The organism is Geomonas azotofigens, assembly GCF_018919395.1.
Classification (GTDB): domain Bacteria; phylum Desulfobacterota; class Desulfuromonadia; order Geobacterales; family Geobacteraceae; genus Geomonas; species Geomonas azotofigens.
The window spans coordinates 147,300-166,828 of the sequence record NZ_JAHLME010000001.1; the positions used below are offsets into that span (position 1 = coordinate 147,300).

The 19,529-nt window shown below is 61.4% G+C and carries 14 protein-coding genes; 4 read left to right on the forward strand and 10 right to left on the reverse strand.

Features of this window, described 5'->3' with window-relative positions; genetic code table 11:
* The first annotated feature begins 79 nt into the window (after nt 1–79).
* Complete coding sequence (locus KOL99_RS00675) at nt 80–526, forward strand: DUF2383 domain-containing protein (protein WP_216508515.1); 447 nt, start codon at nt 80–82, stop codon at nt 524–526.
* Between the two features lie 269 nt (nt 527–795).
* Here the strand turns inward: KOL99_RS00675 and KOL99_RS00680 are convergent, their stop codons facing one another.
* The 9 genes from KOL99_RS00680 to trxB all read right to left on the reverse strand — a co-directional run bounded on the left by KOL99_RS00680 (nt 796) and on the right by trxB (nt 14,389).
* Complete coding sequence (locus KOL99_RS00680) at nt 796–2,079, reverse strand: diguanylate cyclase (protein ID WP_216508517.1); 1,284 nt, start codon at nt 2,077–2,079, stop codon at nt 796–798.
* 236 nt (nt 2,080–2,315) lie between these two features.
* Nucleotides 2,316–6,875, reverse strand: a complete 4,560-nt coding sequence (locus KOL99_RS00685) for an nSTAND1 domain-containing NTPase (protein ID WP_216508519.1) — start codon at nt 6,873–6,875, stop codon at nt 2,316–2,318.
* Nucleotides 6,872–8,308 (reverse strand): DUF4062 domain-containing protein, encoded by a 1,437-nt coding sequence (locus KOL99_RS00690; RefSeq protein ID WP_216508521.1) that lies wholly within the window; start codon nt 8,306–8,308, stop codon nt 6,872–6,874. Before KOL99_RS00690 ends, KOL99_RS00685 begins: the two co-directional genes overlap by 4 nt.
* Before the next feature lie 91 nt (nt 8,309–8,399).
* Nucleotides 8,400–8,975, reverse strand: a complete 576-nt coding sequence (locus KOL99_RS00695; RefSeq protein WP_216508523.1) for a DUF4231 domain-containing protein — start codon at nt 8,973–8,975, stop codon at nt 8,400–8,402.
* Between the two features lie 145 nt (nt 8,976–9,120).
* Entirely contained in the window at nt 9,121–9,330 is a 210-nt protein-coding gene (locus KOL99_RS22030; RefSeq protein ID WP_216508525.1) for a magnesium chelatase subunit ChlI family protein, read from the reverse strand.
* 861 nt (nt 9,331–10,191) lie between these two features.
* A complete protein-coding gene (locus tag KOL99_RS00705; protein WP_236025731.1) occupies nt 10,192–10,629 on the reverse strand; it encodes a hypothetical protein in 438 nt (145 codons plus the stop codon).
* 390 nt (nt 10,630–11,019) lie between these two features.
* Complete coding sequence (locus KOL99_RS00710) at nt 11,020–11,601, reverse strand: REP-associated tyrosine transposase (protein WP_216508527.1); 582 nt, start codon at nt 11,599–11,601, stop codon at nt 11,020–11,022.
* Between the two features lie 107 nt (nt 11,602–11,708).
* Nucleotides 11,709–13,235, reverse strand: a complete 1,527-nt coding sequence (locus tag KOL99_RS00715) for a YifB family Mg chelatase-like AAA ATPase (protein ID WP_216508529.1) — start codon at nt 13,233–13,235, stop codon at nt 11,709–11,711.
* Between the two features lie 203 nt (nt 13,236–13,438).
* Nucleotides 13,439–14,389: a thioredoxin-disulfide reductase gene (trxB, locus tag KOL99_RS00720; RefSeq protein WP_216508530.1), complete on the reverse strand. Its 951-nt coding sequence runs from the start codon at nt 14,387–14,389 to the stop codon at nt 13,439–13,441.
* Nucleotides 14,390–14,535: 146 nt separating this feature from the next.
* On the opposite strand from trxB, the gene KOL99_RS00725 reads away from it, so the two are divergent.
* Genes KOL99_RS00725 through ilvA form a run of 3 tightly spaced genes read left to right on the forward strand, consistent with a single transcriptional unit; the run spans nt 14,536 to nt 17,557 of the window.
* Nucleotides 14,536–15,273: a hypothetical protein gene (locus KOL99_RS00725; RefSeq protein ID WP_216508532.1), complete on the forward strand. Its 738-nt coding sequence runs from the start codon at nt 14,536–14,538 to the stop codon at nt 15,271–15,273.
* A gap of 42 nt (nt 15,274–15,315) precedes the next feature.
* Complete coding sequence (locus KOL99_RS00730) at nt 15,316–16,329, forward strand: cation diffusion facilitator family transporter (protein ID WP_216508534.1); 1,014 nt, start codon at nt 15,316–15,318, stop codon at nt 16,327–16,329.
* A gap of 19 nt (nt 16,330–16,348) precedes the next feature.
* On the forward strand, nt 16,349–17,557 hold the full coding sequence (gene ilvA / locus KOL99_RS00735) for a threonine ammonia-lyase (RefSeq protein WP_216508536.1): 1,209 nt from the start codon (nt 16,349–16,351) through the stop codon (nt 17,555–17,557).
* Between the two features lie 149 nt (nt 17,558–17,706).
* On the opposite strand, the gene recQ is transcribed toward ilvA, so the two are convergent.
* Nucleotides 17,707–19,509: a DNA helicase RecQ gene (gene recQ / locus KOL99_RS00740; RefSeq protein ID WP_216508538.1), complete on the reverse strand. Its 1,803-nt coding sequence runs from the start codon at nt 19,507–19,509 to the stop codon at nt 17,707–17,709.
* Between the last annotated feature and the right edge of the window lie 20 nt (nt 19,510–19,529).

Below are 19,529 nucleotides of genomic sequence, written 5' to 3' on the forward strand. Positions count from 1 at the left end.
TTGCCATCAACCGGACAGCAGCTAAACTGTATGCCTGCGTCAAAGATTAAACTTTTCACACTTTCCACAGGAGGCGGGCATGGAAAAGACGGAGATGATCGACAGACTGAACGACCTGATCCAGTTGGACGTCGATGCGGTCGAGGCTTACGAGCAGGCCATCAAGCACATCGGGTACAAGGATATCGCCAAGAGGTTTAGGGAGTACCAGGATGACCATCGCGCCCACATCACCAACCTCACCGCCTTGGTGCAGCAGATAGGGGGCACGCCGCTCAAACCGACCCCGGACCTGAAGGGCTACCTGATCGAAGGCTTCACCGCCCTCATGAGTCTCACCGGCGCCAAGCAGGCACTGGAGGCGATGAAAAGCAACGAAAAGCTGACCAACCGCAAGTACCAGGAAGCCGTCGATCAGCCGTTTCCCGAGGAGGTGATGAACCTTCTGCGCACCAACCTGTCACAGGAGCGATGGCACCTGTCCTACATCGAGGAAATCCTCTCGATCCCGCGCCGAGAACTCTGATTCCCGCTCCAGTCCGAAGGGACTGGCTCCGCTAGGTGCCTGTCCCTCTAGCGGAACGCTCCATTCCGCTGCGCGCCCCCCATACAACAAAGGGCCGGCACCTCTATCGGTTCCGGCCCTTTGTTCCCGATATTCCAAACACCCTCGACCACGAAGCGGCGCAGGAGCCCAAGCGTCCCCTTTTGCGAAGGGGGGACAGGATTGCTCTCTGCCGGCGCCTCCGAAATCTCTCTTCCAGAATGAAGCCGAGAAGCTTTCGCCCCCCACCTTCAGTTGACTGCCTGGGGGTATACCTGCCGGGCTCTCCCGTCCGTCTGGCGGCTGGAAGCGACCACGGTGTTGCGACCTTTGAGCTTGGCACGGTAGAGCGCTTTGTCCGCCGTCTCGACCAGTTGCTGCCTGTCCGCGTCCAGGCCGGGAATCATGCCGGCAACACCCGCGCTTACCGTGACCACCCCGGCAACCGGTGAATGGCTGTGCTGGATCTGAAGCGCCTCCACGGCCTTGCGGCAGGACTTGGCGATGGTCGCCGCATCGGCCAGGCCGATGCCGGATAGCAGCAGAACGAACTCCTCGCCGCCGTAGCGCGCCGCGGTATCCCCCGGCCGCCTGGCGAAGCGCCCGAGTTCATGCGCCACGAGTTTCAGGCAGTTGTCGCCGGCCTGGTGTCCGTAGTTGTCGTTGAAGTTCTTGAAGAAATCGATGTCGAAGAAGATCAGCGCGATAGGAGATTCGGACCGGACCGCACGCTGCCACTCCTGGTCGAGCATGACCTCGAAGTGACGCCGGTTGCCCAGACCGGTCAGCGGGTCGGAGATGGAAAGCCGGCGCAATTCCAGGGTGGCGTTCTGGAGCTGCCTGTTTTCGTGTTCGAGGAGGTTCGTGTTCAGGAAGTCGCGGCGCAGATAGTTTTCCATCAGGGAGTTGGAGAAGGCCCCGATGATGATGGTGGCGACGATGCTGAAGGTGTTCTGGATCAGGATGGTCGCGTCGGTATGGTTGACGTAGATCGCGACCGCCTCGTACGCCAGCGTGGTGACCACCGCCCAATAGATCGCGTAGCGCAGCCTCAGGCTCACGAAGGTGAAGGCCCCCATGATGAGGAGCAACAAACCGGAGTAGTAGTAATTCTTGGTGGGGGTCGGGTCGTAGTAGACCATGGAGACGATGCCGAGACTCCCCACCAGCATCACCAGCGAGACCACCGGCTGCATGAAGCGCCTGAGCTGCGGGCAGTAGGTGAAAGCAAGGCCCGCGATGACCGTGGGACAGACCACCGCGTACCGGATGAACCACATGTGGGCCCGGTCCGCGGGGAGGAGCAGGCCGTCCACCAGCCCGAAAACGGCGTAAAGGATGAGACCGGTCAACAGCGCGACCCGAACGTGTTTCAGGGTCTTGTCGCGATAGTACTCGTTGAAGGCGGACTCCAGCGGTTCCGGAAACCGGATGGACTTAAGCCCTCCTTCCCCCAAGGTCTCCCTGGCCTTTTGCACCATCTCCATCTCAGGCCCGGGGGCGATCACATTCACATTTATGTCCAAGTTGTGCATATCTCACTCATAGGCGCCGCACGGCATACTAGCGGGAGTTATTCAAACTGACATAAAGCATGGTAGACATTATATCAGTCTTCATGAATGCACAACTAAATACTGACCCTAATCCAGTGAGTTAAGTCACCAAAAATACATAAATTGCATTAAACGGAATTCCAACCGCTATGACAGCCGGCGCTGTTCCCTTTATCCCGCTTCATTACCGCACTGTCATCGACAAGGACAACAACTCATTCTGATAGATTTTTGACCGCCTCTTCACACATTCCGGCGTCTCGGGCGACTCCTTCGCTGCCGGGGAACAGCTCCTTCGCCCGCCGCACGGCCTTAACCGCCTCCCGGTACGATTGCAGCGCCTCGTCCTTCCGGCCCGCCCGCAGAAGCAGTTGTCCCGCACCGTAATAGCCAACATAGACGAACCTGATAGGCCCTAGAGCCTTCGGGTCGACCTCGATGGCTTTCATCGCCACAGCCGGCATCGCCTGGTAGGTCTCCAGGGCATCCTCCAGTTTGCCCGCAGCCACCTGGGCCCGGGCCAGGTCGTAATACCCCCGGCACAAGCTGTCGAGCATCTGAAAGTTCTTGGGCTCCAGCTTCAGTCCGTCACGGGCCGCTGCCAGGACGCTGCGGTAGGCCTCGATAGCTGCAGCCATGTCACCTCGTTTTTCATGTAAGGTGGCGACGTCGTTATGCAGGATGACGAGGTTGCTACGGTAGCGCATCGTTTTCGGAGCTTTGGCGATGGCTCTGCGTAGCGCCGACAATGACTTCCCGTATCGGTTGAAGGCCTGCTCCGGGTCTGACTCCCGCACTGCGGTCCCCATCTTGTGCTGTGTGTTTCCACAATAGTTCCAGCGGTCGGGGTTGTCCCTGGAAAGAGTTGCCGCCGACTCCGCCGCCCCGGCCATCGCGGCATAGGCCTTCAACGCTCCCGCCGCGTCACGGCGATCCTTGCAGGTGTCTCCGATGTACTCATACAGTACGGCGCGTCGGTACAGCAGATCAGCATTATTTGGCTCGCGGGACAATGATGCGTCGACGACCGCCAGCCCATCCTTATAGGCGCCGAGGGCGCCGGCGGCATCTTTTGCCCCCTTGCAGGCGGCGCCGATACCAAGGTAGCCGCGCACCACGGCATCCGCCAACGCCGCGGAGCCCGACTTACGGGCTGCGGCGCGCCTCCCCGTCGCAACCATCTCCTGATAGCTCTTCTTCGCAGGTCCCCACTCCTGGAGCTGCACCTGCGCCATCCCTATCCGCTCATACAGGTAGACGAGGTTGACCAGGAACACCGCGTCGCTTGGCTTCATTGCCAGGGCCTTCTTCCTTATTGGCAGCGCCTGCAGGTATAGCATGAGTGCGGCCTGCCTCCCCTCCCCTTGCTTGGCAGCGTCACCTGTGACCGATGAGAAAACGTCACCACGGTTCTCAAGCAGGTTTGCGTGGACGTTGAAGTAATTGGCCTCCTTCGTTGAAGCCGCCAGGGCTGCCTGGATATGCGGCTCGGCCAGGCGGTACTGCGCCAACGCCTCGGCAGCTTTCCCGCTCGCGGCGTACTGTCTGCCCAGGGCGCAATAGGCGTTGCAGATGCGGCTGTGGAGGGAGGCCAAGGCGGTACGGTAATCGGCGTTGCGTGGGGCGAGCCGTACCGCCTCCTCCTGCGCGGCGATGGCATTGCCGTATTCCGTGATCGCAGCGGTGTTGTCGCCGTGGGACGAATAGGCTTCCGCGAGGGAAAGGTACGCGCGCTGCATCTCGTGGCGGTAGGCGGCCTGTTCCGGGTAGAGCTCGGCGGTCTTTTTTGCCGCGCCCCCTGCGCGATGGTACGCGTCTATGGCAAGGGACATCCGCTTTTCCTCCAGGTAGATGTCGCCAAGCCTCCTGTACCCATCCCGCAACAATTCCTGGACCGACGCGAAACGCGGTCGGGCCTCCGCGAACTTCTCCAATCCGGATATGCTCTTCAGGCAGGCAGCGGCAGCCTCAGCCGGCTTCTTCTCCTGGGCGGCGATGTCCGCGCGATCATTCCAAAGCAGCGACATTTCCTTCTGGACAACGATGCTGCCAGGCCAGTTGGCCAAGGCGGCTTTCACCATCCGCTCGTGGACCGCCAGCAAGGCGACAGCGCCGCTTTTGTCCCCGCTCCGAATCAATGATTCAGCCTCGGCCCGACGCGCCGACAGTTGGAGCAACCGGTAGGAAAGGGCTTCTGGGTGCCGGTTGGCCAGACCATCAGCGATTTCCCGGGCACGCCGATAACTGCGCACCGCTTCGCGGGGAGCGGCCATGCCGCCCACACTCTGCAGAGACGACGCGAGATCGGACCAGAACCTCGTGTTCGTCGGGTCGACCGTAACCACCTTCTCCAGGTATGATGTCCCGGCGGCGAAGGCCGCGGCGGCGTCGGCGCGCCGCCCGCCACGGGCCAGGATATCCCCGCGGGAAAGGTAGACATTGGCGAGGTCGCCCTGCCACCAGACATTGCTCGGATCGGTGCGGATCAATTCCTCCATCTTCGCCTGAGAGGAGTCAAGAGCTGCCAGGGCTTCGTCCTGCCGCCCCAAGACCGATATGGCGCCCGCGATGAGCGACTGCGTGATGGCCCACTCCCGCGCGATCAGTACATTGCTCTCATCCCAAATGACCAGCTGTTGAAAGCGCCGCTCCATCTGCCGGTACTCCTTCATCGCGCCCTGCCATCCCTCCCACCCCGTATCGTCCAGCCGCATGGTTACGCCCCGCCAGATTGCATAGGCCTGCAGTTTCCGCGCGTCGGCCGCCAACGGGTTGTACGTTACCAGCAGCTTTACGATGTCGCTCGACTGGGAGAAGTACTGTCGTGCACCGGCTTCATCCCCCAAGTCCTGGAGCACCCTTGATTTTCCGTCAAGGCCACCGTAGTAAGTCTTCAGCGCCTCCGCGTTGCGACTCTCGTCCTTTATCCTCATGAGCGGCTCGACCTTGGCCAGAACCTCATCATAGTGCTTCAGGGCCTGCTTCAGTTCCCCCTGGTCTGCCAGCACCACGGCGATGTTGTTGTGACATTCTGCCAACTCCCTGGTGTTCCTGTTGCGGTGGGCGGGATCCAACGAAACCGCCCGCTCCCAAAGCTGCAGGGCGCTTCGATACACCCGTATCGCCTCGGTCAGCTGCCCCTGGCTGTAGCCGGCTTCTCCGAGTTTTCCCAAGCTGCGTGCCAGTTCCACCATCCATACCGGGTTGTCCCGCTCTTTCTCATGGAGATGTTGGAACGTGGCGACGGATTCACGGTACTGTTCCTTCGCCCCGGCGAGGTCGCCGCGGTCGGCAAGGATGTTGCCGTGGTTGCGGCTGGAGAGACCGTGGTTGCGCAGATGGGCATCGCTGTCGAGGTCCATCCGGTTGCGCTCATTCAAGTACAGATCCACCTGGCGCTGGACGTCTCTATTGACCTCGCTCCTTCCGAAGGGGCGCAGCCTGCCGAGGAAGTCCTCCCCGATCAGGAAACCGACCAGTTCCTCAGTGCGTTCCTGTGCGTTTTTGCGGGTTGCCAACCCCATGAACAACACGGAGATGATGACCGACACGATGCCGGCCGCGGCCATGAGCCGCCACGCCAGACGACGTTTCTTGTCGCGTTTGAGGATGCCGTCACACCACGGCGAGATGATGCGGATGAAGCTGTCGTGCCAGAGCTCGTAGAGGACGCTGCCTCCCTCGTACTCCCTGCTGCGCAGCACCCGGACCTCGGACCCGCTCAGACGCTCCAACTCAGCCGTCACCCGTTGCTGGGGAAAGTTGCACAGGGACGCCAGATGCCTTGCGGAGTACGAGACCTTGTGACCATCCGGCGGGGCGAGGTGCCGCATCAGCAAAGCGGTCAACCGCGCATCGCTCCATCGTTGCGGCATGACCCGGCGCAGGTACCGTTCCACTATCCCCTGCCTCCCATCGAGCCTCTGGTAAAGCTCCAGCGGCAATGTCTCGGCCCTCCCCCGCTCGCTCCACAACTCGTCGCAGACCAGTTGCAGCACCGGGAGGTCAACCGGGGTGTCGGGCGAGGGGAAGGCGTCCGTGGCGCTACCGCGCGGCCCCTCCTGGAGCAGGTCCACGACCAATCGCTCGACCAGTTCCGTCTCGTACTTCACCCCGAAGAGGCCGGCGGGGCGTTCTATAAGCTCGCGGATATCCCTGCCGGCCAGGGGCTCGAGCCGGTACGTCGACTGGAACAGGTTGAGCACCTCCGGCCTGAAAGGTTCCAGCGAGGCGAGGTGCTCCTCCCGCAGCGACAGCAGCACGCGGACGTCTATCTTCGAGGTGCGCACGAGTGCCCCAACTTCCTTGCGCAGCGGATCGAGCTCCCGACCGTGTGAGGTGAAGAATTCCTCGAACTGGTCCAGGATGAGCACCAGTGTCTTGTCGTCCACGCTGATGAGGAGCCGCGCCAACTCGGCGAGAGTCGGCGCTCCCGCCTCCGGCGACGGGACCTGCAGCCTCCTCGCCTCCTCGACCAGTCTCCCTTTCAAGGTCGCGCAGGGATCTTCGGCGCGCCAGTCCTCGAAGTAGATGACCCGGGCATCCTGCTCCTCGATACTCGGCACCAGCAAGGTCCGCAGGATCGACGACTTGCCGATGCCGGACGGCCCGTAAAGCACGGTGAGGTTCGAAGAGAATACCTTGTCCCTGATCACCGCCGCATCGCGGTCGCGCCCAAGAAAGACCATCTTTTCGTTCTTCTCATAAGGGCGCATCCCCACGTACGGCTTTTCGGGCAGCTTCTGTTCCTGGAAGGCTCCGTTCGTCTCGCTCATAACCCCTCGCATACCTTCACGGCAAAGTCGTTGGGAGTCATCCGTACCAGGTCGATATCGAGCCCCCGCCAGGCCCGCTCCTCGGTGACCGAGGCCGGTACCCGCACGGAGAGGCCGCTGCCTTTCTTCTGCTTTCCTGAGGACCTGAAGACGTGGAGCACCAGGCGGTACTGCCAAACGTCCATGGCGTACCCCAGGAACAACAGGGGCTGTTTTCGAAAGTACGTGGTGAGGGCGGTGGGAATACCCGTGCTCTGGCTCTCCAGCCGGGCCAGGAAGGTCAGGTGGTCGGTTTCGGTGATCACGACGGTGTCGATACCCTTGTCGGGATCGAGGCATTGGTGCAGCAGGGGGCTGCCCAGCGGCTTGTAGATGACGAAGGTTCCTTCATCCGGTTTGAGGGTGAAGCCGTCGGCGATCGAGATCTCGGGAGCGGGATCCTTGAGCCCCCTGAACACGACCACTTTTCCGGCATCGACATCATCCTCGGACCTGATTACATGACAGATGAGGAGGACCGGCTTCCCTTCCGCCTCCAGGCGCTCCTCTATGGCGAGATCGTGGGATGTGCTGACGATCAGCGGCGGCTTCATTTTCACGATCAGGTCATAGATGGCCGGCTTGGCTGCGCCGACGGTCTGCTCCCGGATGGTCTTCGCCAGGACCCGCAGGAAGGTCTCCCTTGACCGCAGGAACTGCTCCTGGTCCGCCGCCGCGGTAGCAAGACAGTTCTCGTGGCAGTCAGCGTCGGTGAGCGCCTTGATGATGGCGCCGTCGGAGAGAGGGCCGTCACCAAAAATGCCGTGTCCGAGGAAGGGGATACATGGCCCGGCGCAGATGGTGGCCTTGGCGCTGGCAAAAAGATCGTCGTCCTCGGCATGTTCCTGATGAGACCCCTGCGCCGCGAGGAAGCGTTCGCGCATGTCCAGCAGGGCCTCGCGGAGCTTCGCCCTGAAGGCGGGGAGGCTTTTGCCCCCTTCAGGGGCAGCGGCCTCGCGGTCGAAGAAAACTGCCGGCTGGTTCAGCCTTGCCCTGAACGTCTTGATCCACTTCCGGGCATCATCCTCGTCTTCGCAGAGGCTGACGGGCCAGGAATCCTCCGCCGCCAGCATCATTACTACCGGGATGTTGTTCTTGTGAGCAAAAGCCAGTTCGAGCGCCGTCACTGAATCCTTGTCGTTGCCACCCTGCTCCGCCGTGGGGACCCAGCCCCGCCGGAAGGCGAGGATGAGTACCATGAGGTCGCACCCCCCGAGCTTGTTGCAGCACGCCTCCACGGTCTGTTCCGGCATCGCACCAAAGTGCTCCATCATCTCCGGCTTCCAGTCCATGTCGAGGATCACCTGGCTCGCCACCGCGCGGTAATCCAGAAGGTCCTGCGATGTCGAAGATAGGAATACCTTGATGACTTTCTCGACTCTTGATGTCAGCATGGCGCCTCCGTAGGCGGATTCTTCGCGAACGGCCTGCAGGCTCTTCACAGCCCCCCGTTCGCGCCGCGACCATTATGCCCTTCTCACCCCCTCATCCCGCCGACGGCTCCGCCCGTCGTTCATGTTTCTTTTTCCGGTTCGAGGAACCGATTCCTCCCGGCCCCTCCTTACCCGGCTCAAACTCCTTCATGCTCCTCGCCTTTTCGTTCACCCAGTTCGCATGCTCGGTCGAAACATGCTCTTCGACCCGCTCGGCCAGGGTGGTGAGGCGCTCCGGCATCGCAAGTCCCCTGTATGGCCCCGCTGCCGACAAAAACAGAAACCTCTCGTGCTTAAGATGCTCCGCAGTGGAGCGATAGGTGACCCACAGGGTAGAAAATTGGTACATGTGCTGGACCGCTTCGAGTACCGCAATCAGGGCGCCGGAGATCGCGGTAGCCCATTTCGCGGTCCCCGCGTCGAGGAGGCTTGCCACCGGTATCCATACTGCGAGGAGTACCTGTAACACCTTTAACCGCTTATACCAGTTCTGGTTGTAACTGCTTTTGCCGTCATACCAGTTGAGTTGGTCTTCCAGGCGCACCCACGCCGGTTGATGCGCCGCCTCGTGGGGCGGCCGTATCTTCTCAGGTGCGGCATGGACTTTCACGGGAGCCGGTTTCGCCATACGAAAGGTTCCTTCGCTCTATCTCGCCGGATTACGCCGCAGGCGTTGACACCAAGGCAAGCGGCCGTCATTCATCCCGCTGAGGGCGACCGTCCGTCACCCGCTAAGGGTGTTGCTCCTGCGGCGGCTGCCTTGTGGCATTCCGCTACGTCCTCCTGTCCAGACTCCGGTACTGGATCGCTTCGGAGATGTTATGTTCGGCTATGGTCGGAGCACCTTCGAGGTCGGCGATGGTCCTCGGCACCTTGAGGATCCTCGCGCAGGTCCCGGACCGCCCGGCGCAGCGGAGGCAGCAGGTCCCCCCATGCCATGGCGTGCGCCTCCTGGCGCGGATAGAACCGGTATGCTCCTTCACTCATGGGGGGCCTCCTTTGACAGGATCGAGCGAACCGGCCGCCTTGCAAACACATAAAGATTAGAAATGCCTAAGAAATGTACCAACAAAGGTGAAGGATTTCAACCCTCCCACCACCCGAAGTCCTTTACGCGCCCTTGTGAAGGAAGATTGCCTGTGATGTAACCGAACGGGCGTTTACACAGAATTCTTTACACGCCCTAAATCGCAGGATCTGCACGTCACCACCTGAAATAAGCCCGCGGTAGCTTGTCATGCGTCCGGGGGAACTTGCAACATCTCCATTGGAACTTGCAATATACCCACGACAAGTTGCTGAGCGTCCACGACAAGTTGCTGTGCGTCCACGACAAGTTGCTGTGCGTCCACAACCAGTTGCTGTGCGTCCACAACCAGTTGCTGTGCGTCCACAACCAGTTGCTGTGCGTCCACAACAAGTTGCTGTGCGTCCACAACAAGTTGCTGTGCGTCCACAACAAGTTGCTGTGTGCCCACGACAAGTTACTGTGTACCCGTGACAAGTTGCAATGCGTCCACGACAAGTTACTGTGTGCCCACGACAAGTTACTGTGTGCCCACGACAAGTTGCTGTGTGCCCACGACAAGTTGCTGTGTACCCGTGACAAGTTGCAATGCGGCCGTAGGAAGTTACAACGGGTCGGTGGGAAGTTATAAGGCGTCCGTGGGAAGTTGAAACTCCCAGGCCTGGGGGATGGGATGGTCCTGACGTGATCGGTGGGAGAGCCGGGAGGATAAATAGAGGGGGATACCTGAGCGGCACCCCCCAAAGCTTGCTTTGTTGGTGATCGCTAGTACTCGCGACGGAGGATCAACGGATTGTTTCCTCCGCTTGCAACGTCTTTAGGATTGAGTTTGCTCACCCGGCACCTTACCATCTTCAGACGAAGCCTGCGGTGCGCTCCCCCTGGCGATGCTTCTCCGTTCCTTGGCGAGATCAAAGCCAGACGTGATGAGCACCTCGGGATTACGCACAGCAGCCGCCTCCAAAACGGACGCGATCTCATCCATGTACGCGATCAATTGCGCCTGGATAACCTCTCGCTCGGCGATATCAAGCTTGCTGGCGTAGCTGGCGGCTCTTTGGTACACCTCGTGGTACTTTGCCGCCAGGGCCAAAAACAACGGCAGCAGTTCCGGATTGGCTGCCCATACCGACACCGGGATGAGCGGGTTGTCAGTCAGGCACTTCCACACCCTCAGCAAGATGGTGTAGAACTGGCTCGGAGTCTTGAATCGATAGTTCCTCAGAATTCTACTCTGCAGTGCCCGTACCATCATGTCGCTACCTCCTTCCCCAGGTTGGCTGGGTTCCCGTTTGCGCGCCCCGAACATTAACAAAAACACATGCGAAAGTGTAATGGTGCAATATTTTTTTGCAAGGGGCGGGAGGACCGGAAATTATTTGTGCGGGGGTGCCGTACGAACTAAAGCAAAGGGGAGTGGCGCCTGCGGAGCTGTACTGCGAAGGGGTCATACTGCGAAGGGGTCAGGCACCATCTAATCTTCGAAGGGAAAGGGCGGGTTCAGGGCAAGGGGCACCATCTAACCTGCCAAGGCGAGGGGGACAGGCACCTGACGGAGCCAGTCCCCTGGTACTTCGAAGGGGTCAGGCACATTCTAATCTTCAAAAGGGCAAAGGGGACAGGCACCTGGCGGAGCCAGTCCCCGTCATGGCACCACGACGTGCTTCGGCTGCTTCTTGTTCCGCACCTTCGCCAGTTCGGATGGTGTCAATGGAGTATCGACATACGCTGTCCAATCGCCCACCCACGGAACCGGGAGCGGCTCGAACAGCACATCCTTTTGAAGCCTACATCGACCTCGATGCGATGACCATACCCAATTGACTGCAGTTTCAACGAGACCTGCTCGTACGGGATTTCCTTCTATATACCGTGCTACTGTAAGAAAATACTCGTCACCTTGAACATCAAAGCTCTTGAAACGCCCCTGCCAGAGATGGCCGCTGCTGTGGTAATGCTGGTGGTACCGGCGGACATGCGTTGTCTGGAACCATTGCATGGCCGGGCTCAGCTCCTCTCCCTGCCTTGCCTTCAACAGCAGGTGGAAATGGTTCGGCATCAGACAGTAAGCGTATAGCGTTATCCCGTATTGCTCCTTCGTTTCGGCAAGCAGTTTGAGGAAGGCCAGGTAGTCGCCATCTTTCTGAAACACACGTTGGCGACCGTTTCCTCTGTTGAGAACATGATAAATGCCATCGTCTTGAAACTCCCTCGTTGGACGGGGCATGGGTTTCTCCATGGGCTAAGGGATAAGGTCGCGTGCAAAAGGCAAGGGGGACAGGCACCATCTAATCCAAGGCAAGGGGGACAGGCACTGGCGGAGCCAGTCCCCTTTTACGTCTTCCGGTCCAGGCTGCGGTACTGGATGGCTTCGGAGATGTGATGTTCGGCTATCGCCTGCGCGCCTTCGAGGTCGGCGATGGTGCGGGCCACTTTGAGGATCCTGGTGTAGCTCCGGGCACTGAGACCGAGACGGTCAGTCACCACTTCCAGCATCCGACTCCCCGCCTCGTCGGGTTCGCAGAACTTGCGGATCATCCGGGCGGTCATCTGGGAGTTGCTCCTCACCTTGGTCCCTTTGAAACGCTCCTTCTGCACTTCCCGCGACTGCGCCACGCGCGCGGCTATGGCCGCGGAGCTCTCACTCTCGCCCCGGTCGGCGAGGTCGCGGTACTTGACGGCGGGCACCTCGATGTGGATGTCGATACGATCCAGCAAAGGACCGGAAACACGGGAACGGTAGCGGTGGATCATGAGGGGGGTGCAGGAGCACTGGTGCACCGGGTCGGAGAGGTAGCCACACGGGCAGGGATTCATGGCGGCGACCAGCATGATGCGGGATGGGTAGGTGACGGAGGAGAGCGCACGGGAGATGGTGACCCGGCCGTCCTCCATGGGCTGGCGCAGTACCTCCAGGACGTGCTGCTTGAACTCGGGGAGCTCGTCCAAAAAGAGGACCCCGTTGTGGGACAGGGAGACCTCGCCCGGCTTGGGGGTGTTGCTGCCGCCGATAAGCCCGACGTCGGAGATGGTGTGGTGCGGCGAGCGGAAAGGGCGGGTGGAGATGAGTGCGTGTTCCCGCTCCAATAGCCCCATCACGCTGTAGACCTTCGTGGTCTCGATCGCCTCCTCGAAGAGCATGGGGGGAAGGATGGAGGGGATGCGCCGGGCCAGCATGGTCTTTCCGGATCCAGGGGGGCCGATCATCAATATATTATGGCTGCCGGCGGCGGCGACCTCGAGGGCGCGCTTGGCGTGCTCCTGTCCTTTCACCTCAGAAAAGTCGTCGCCGGCCTCGCACCCCTGGCAGAAGAGGGCCTCGACGTCGGCGCGGTAGGGGGCGATGACGAGGTTGCCGTTTAGGAACTCCACCACCTGGGAGAGCTCGCTGACACCGATCACCTCGACTCCCTCGACTACACCGCCCTCGCAGACGTTCTCCGCCGGGATGATGATGCCGGCGAGCCCCGCCTCGCGTGCGGCGACCGCGACCGACAGGCAACCGCGCACGGGCTTGACGCCGCCGTCCAGGGACAGCTCTCCCAGCAGGATGTAGCGCTTGAGCAGATCTTCCTTGACGACGCCGGTGGCGGCGAGGATACCGATTGAGATGGGAAGGTCGAAGGAAGCCCCCTCCTTCTTGACGTCGGCAGGGGCGAGGTTGACGGTGATCTTGCGGTTGGGGAAATCGTAGCCGGAGTTTTTCAGCGCCGCCTTGACCCGGTCCTTGCTCTCCTTCACGGCGCCGTCGGGGAGACCGACCGTTGCCAGTTGGGGGAGCCCCTGGGTGATGTCGACTTCCACGTCGACCAGGATGGCGTCGATGCCTAAGAGCGCGCTGGCGAGAACCTTGGCAAGCATGAGAACCCCCAACTAGCGGTGAAGGGTGAGTTCCTGCGGTGGCTGCGGTGGTGCGCTGCTTCTGGTTTAGCGGCCCTCTTGCCTTCGCTCACCCGAGAGGGGGCAAAGGGGGACTGGGGGCAAGGGGGACAGGGGACAAAGGGGACAGGGGGCAAAGGGGACAGGCACCTGACGGAGCCAGTCCCCTCAATCAGTCCCCTCAATCAGACTTTCAGCATCTCCAGGTAACGGTCGGCATCGAGGGCCGCCATGCAGCCGGTGCCGGCGGAGGTGATGGCCTGCTTGTAGTTACGGTCCTGCACGTCGCCTGCTGCGAAAACGCCGGGGGTGCTGGTGGCGGTGGAGTTACCCTCGTAGCCGCAGTTGGTGCGGATGTACCCCTCGTCCATCTCGAGTTGCCCTTCGAAAATGTGGGTGTTGGGCTGGTGCCCGATGGCGATGAAGCAGCCGTGCACGTCGATGTGCTTGTCCGACCCGCTCTTGTGGCGCAGCCTGATGCCGGTGACGCCGGACTCGTCCCCGATCACCTCTTCCAATTGGTGGTTCCACTCGATGGTGACGTTGCCGTTCTTGGTCTTCTCGATCAGCCTGTCGGCCAGGATCTTCTCGGCGCGGAACTTGTCCCTTCTGTGCACGACGGTAACGTGGCTCGCGATGTTGGAGAGGTAGAGCGCTTCCTCGACCGCCGTGCTGCCGCCGCCAATGACGGCGACCGGCTTGTTACGGTAGAAAAAGCCGTCACAGGTGGCGCAGGCTGAGACGCCCTTCCCCTTGAAGGCGTGCTCGGAGGGGAGCCCCAGGTATTTGGCCGAAGCGCCGGTGGCGATGATGAGGGCGTCGCAGCTGTAGCTGCCGCTGTCGCCTTCCAGGACAAAGGGAGGCTTCATCACCTGCGCTTTGTTGATGTGGTCGAAGATGAACTGGGTGCCGAAGTGCTCGGCGTGCTGGCGCATGCGCTCCATCAGTTCGGGGCCCATCACCCCCGCGGGGTCGCCCGGCCAGTTATCCACCTCGGTCGTCGTCATCAACTGCCCCCCCTGCTGCAGCCCGGTAATGAGGACAGGGTTCAGGTTGGCGCGCGCCGCATAGATCGCGGCTGTGTACCCCGCGGGACCTGAGCCTAATATGATGAGACGATGGTGAATCGGTTCCATTTGTACAGACCTCCGACAGAATTTTGCCGGAAAGATAACAGTATATAGTTAAAATTGCAAGGCGCCAGGCCGGTAACGCATTGACCCAAATAGGGAGCTCTGCTAAGATTCAAACCGTCCTGCCGTATAATGAAAAGGAGGGAAACATGAAAAAGCTCGCGGTATTACTCACCTTGTCGGTCACCCTTTTGGGCGCCGCGCAGGCCATGGCCAGGGACATAAGCTTCACCACCCCGCTGACGCAGAAGGATTTCAGGGACCTGACGAGGGAGGCGGGCGCCGCCATCTCTTACAAGAACGTCGCCCCCGCCGAACCGCTCGGGATCACCGGCTTCGACGTAGGTGTTGAGCTCTCGGCGATCGACATCAGCAACAGCAGCTACTGGAAGGATGCGTACCGCAACGACGCCCCTTCCTTCCTTGCGATTCCGAAACTGCGCGCCAGGAAAGGGCTTCCTATGGGGATCGACGTGGGCGCCATGTACTCGTATGTCCCCGATTCCAACATCAAGCTTTGGGGTGTCGAGGTCAGCAAGGCGATCCTCGAAGGAACCGCCGCGACGCCAGCCCTTGGGGTGCGAGCCACCTACAGCAGGCTTTCCGGCGTCAACGACCTCGACCTGCAGACCGCCGGTATCGATGCCTCCATCAGCAAAGGGTTCCTGATCCTGACACCGTACGCCGGGGTGGGCGGCGTCTGGGTAAACAGCGAGGCAAAGGGGCACCTGAAAGCACTCGCACCCAACTTGGACTCCGAAAACGTTTTCCAGCCGCGCGTCTTCGGCGGTGTGAAGTTCTCTCCGCTCCCCCTTGTCGGCGTGACCGCCGAGGTGGAATATCAGCAGCGCCCGATCTATTCCCTGAAGGCCGGGCTCAGCTTCTAACTAAGAGGGAGGGGGCCTCGCCCCCTCCCATCGGGACACGCCATGCACGCTCATGCCGACAGCCACCTGGACCAGAGCATAACCGGACGCTTCAAGTACGCCATCGTGCTGACCTCGCTGACCCTGGTCGCGGAGTTGGTCGGCGGCATCTGGACCAACTCACTGGCCCTTCTGTCCGACGCGGCACACGTATTCCTCGACCTGTTCGCCCTGCTCCTCTCCCTGGGAGCCATCAAGCTCGCCTCCTATCCGGTCAGCGAAACCCGCACCTTCGGCTGGCACCGCGCCGAGGTCTTCGCCTCCTTCATCAACGGCAGCACCGTCTTTGTGATCGCCGGCATCATCTGCTATGAGGCTTTCGAGAGACTGCTGCAACCTCAAGCGGTAAAGAGCCTCGAAATGCTGATCATCGCCGCCGTCGGCCTGGCCATGAACCTCCTCTCCGCCGGCGCGCTGCACTCCCACTCGCACGACGACCTGAACGTCCACAGCGCCTTCTTGCATGTCATCGGCGACGCCGCCGCCTCGGTCGGCGTCATTGTGGGCGGCATCATCATGTACTTCACCAACTGGTACCTGCTGGACGCCATCATCTCGGTCGGCATCGGCTTCATCATCTTCTGGGGGTCGTGGCGGGTCATGCGCGAGTCGGTGCACATCCTCCTGGAGGGTGTGCCGCGCGGCATCGACATCAACCAGGTCGCCTTCGCCATGCGGGAGGTTGAAGGGGTGGCGGAGGTGCACCACCTGAACATCTGGACCATCTGCTCCCACATCATCGCCCTCTCGGCGCACGTGGTCGTCCCCGACTGCTCCGCCAGCAAGCAAGGAGAGATCCTGCGCAAGATCGAGGAGAAGCTGTTCCAGCATTTCCACATCTCCCATACCACCCTGCAGCTGGAGAACACCGGTTGCACCGATGTTGCGGGCGCCCCGAAGCAGTTCCGGCACCGTCCCCGCGCCGCCTCGCTGGCGCACGCCCACGCGCACCCGCACACTCACCCCCATGGCACCTGCCAGGGGCATCACTGCCACGACCACGATCACACCCATTAACCTGCGAATGGAAGAATAGATGCTCGATTACAACCTGATCCTCGACGCGGCCCAGCGGCTGAAAAAAAGGGTGCGTCGCACGGAGCTGATCCAGGCCCACCACTTCAGCGAACGACTCGGCCTCCCCCTCTATTTCAAGTGCGAGAACCTGCAGCGCACCGGTGCCTTCAAGATCCGCGGCGCGCTCAACTTCATGACCGCACAATCCCGGGATGACCTGGCCGGCGGCGTGATCACCGCCTCGGCGGGGAACCATGCCCAAGGGGTCGCCTTTTCCGCCGATCTCCTCGGCGTCAAGGCGGTGGTCTACATGCCGGAAAGCACGCCGCCGCAAAAGGTATTCGCGACCCGCGACCTGGGGGCTGAGGTGGTCCTGGAAGGGAAGAATTTCGACGAGGCCTGCGCCGCCGCCCTGAGGCAGGCGGAGCAGACAGGCGCCCTGTTCGTGCACCCCTTCAACGACCCGCTGGTGATGGCAGGCCAGGGGACCATCGGGCTCGAACTGTTGGAGGACATCCCCGATCTCGCCAACGTACTGGTGCCGATCGGCGGCGGCGGGCTGATAGCCGGGATCGCGCGGGCCATCAAGGAAACCCATCCCCATGTGCGCATCATCGGCGTCGAATCGGCCGCTGCCCCCTCCATGCGCCAGGCCGTGAAAGCGGGCGAGGTCGTCACCGTCCCGATCCGCGCCAGCCTTGCCGACGGCATCGCGGTCAAGACCGCCGGGAGCAACACCTTCCCGGTGGTTAAGGATTACGTCGACGAGATCGTGCTGGTGGATGAGGAAGAGATCGCACTTGCCATCGTTTCGCTGATGGAGCGCAACAAGCTCATGGTGGAAGGCGCCGGGGCCGTCGGCCTGGCGGCGTTGTTGAACGGCAAGGTGAAGAAGATTACCGGCAAGACCGTGGCGGTGCTATCGGGCGGGAATATCGACGTGAAGACCATCGCGGTGGTCGTGGAGCGAGGCCTGCTGGCGGCGGGGCGCTACCTGAAGCTGAAGGTGGAGTTGGACGACGTGCCGGGAGCGCTGGCGCGGCTCGCCACCGAGATCGCGGAAGCCAGGGCCAATATCTCCATCATCACCCATGACCGTCGTTCCGAGTCGCTGCCGATAGGAAAGACCGAGGTATTGGTCGAACTGGAGACCCGCGGCGCCGAGCACATCCAGGAAGTCATCCGTCACCTCGGCAAGTGCGGGTACCAGATCGAGGTGATTAAGTAAAAACCGAGCAGCAAAACCATTGGCCACGGAGAAAATCTGAGGACATCTGAGAAAAACAAAGAAAAGGGGACAGGCTACTTTTCCAACAAGTAGCCTGTCCCCTTTTCTTTGTCTTAGATGCCTCGGATTTTCTCAGATTTTCTCCGTGGCTAACGGTTTTCGGTTTTCGCCTCATGCCCCTTTATGACGCGCAGGAAGGCATCCCCGTAGCGCGCCAGCTTGTGCTGCCCGACGCCGGTGATCTTCAGGAGCTCCCACTTGTCCTTGGGCATCTGCGCCGCCATCTCGGCCAGCGTCGCGTCGGGGAAGACGACATACGGCGGCACCTGCTGCTCGTCCGCGATCTGCTTGCGCAACTCCCGCAACTCGCCAAAGAGCTCGCCGTCGTAACTCGGCTTCTTCGCCGCGGTCTTCTTCTCGACCACCCTGGTATCCCTTGGCTTCGCCAACTCCAGCGCCATCTCCCCCCGCAACAGCGGCCGCGCCTTTTCCGTCAGCTTGAGCACCGAGAAATTGGCCAGATCCTGCTCCAGGTACCCGAGGTGTATCAACTGGCGCAAGAGGTTGCCCCACACCTCCTGTGAGTGGTGCTTGCCAATGCCGAAGGTGGAAAGCTGGTCATGCTTCAGTTCGTGGATCCTCTGGTTCTGCGAGCCGCGCAACACGTCGATGACGTGCCCCACCCCGAAACGCTGGCCCACCCGATAGACGCAGGAGAGCGCCTTCCTGGCATCGTCGGTGGCGTCGAAACGCTCCGGCGGACTCTCGCAGATGTCGCAGTTGCCGCACCCGGCGGCGAGGCTGTCGCCGAAGTACCCCAGAAGCACCTGGCGCCGACAGGTCTGCGCCTCGGCGAACCCCACCATGCAGTTCAGCTTGTGCAGCTCGATCCGGTTCTGCTCCTCGTTGCCGCCGTTGCCGATCAGCCCGCGCGCCACCGCGATGTCGCCGTAACCAAAGAGCAGCAGCGCGTCGGCGGGAAGCCCGTCGCGACCGGCGCGCCCCGTCTCCTGGTAGTAGCTCTCGATGCTCTTGGGCATGTCGTAGTGCACCACGAAGCGGACGTTGGACTTGTCGATCCCCATTCCGAAGGCGACTGTCGCGACCACGACCTTCACGTCGTCGCGCAGGAACGCTTCCTGGACCTGATGGCGCTCCTTGTCCGGCAGCCCCGCGTGGTAGGCGGCCGCGTTGACACCCGCCTCGCACAGCTTCCTCGCCACTTCCTCCACCCTTTTCCGGGACAGGGCGTAGACGATGCCCGCCTCGTCCTTTCTGGTCGACAGAAAGGCCATGAGCTGGTTGAACGGCTTGTTCTTCTCCATGACGCTGTAGCGGATGTTGGGGCGGTCGAAACCGGTGCAGAAGCAGGTAGCATCCTGGAGCCCGAGCCGGGAGAGGATGTCGCCTCGGGTCTGCGTGTCGGCGGTGGCGGTGAGCGCAATCATCGGGATCTGCGGGAAGATCTCGCGCAGCATGCCCAGTTGCGCGTACTCGGGACGGAAGTCGTGCCCCCATTGCGAGACGCAGTGCGCCTCGTCGACGGCGAACAAGGAAATGGGAAGGGTCTTGATGCGGTCGATGAAACCGTCGGAGAGGAGACGCTCGGGCGCCACGTAGAGGAGCTTCAGCTCGCCCGCGTGCAGTTCCGCCAGCACCCGGCGCGCCTCGGCCTCGCCCAGGGCGGAGTTGTAGCAGGCAGCGGCGACGCCGTTCTCGCGCAGCGCGTCGACCTGGTCCTTCATCAGCGAGATCAGCGGCGAGACGATGAGCGCGGTGCCCGGAAGGCAGAGCGCTGGCACCTGGTAGCACAGGGATTTGCCGCCGCCCGTCGGCATCAGCACGAAAGCGTCCTTGCCGGAGAGCACCGTCTCCACGATCTCCTGCTGGCGCGGCCGGAAGGACTTGAAGCCGAAGACCTCGTTTAAGATCTGGATGTGGGAAAGCGACATGTAAATCCTTTTGGGTAAGA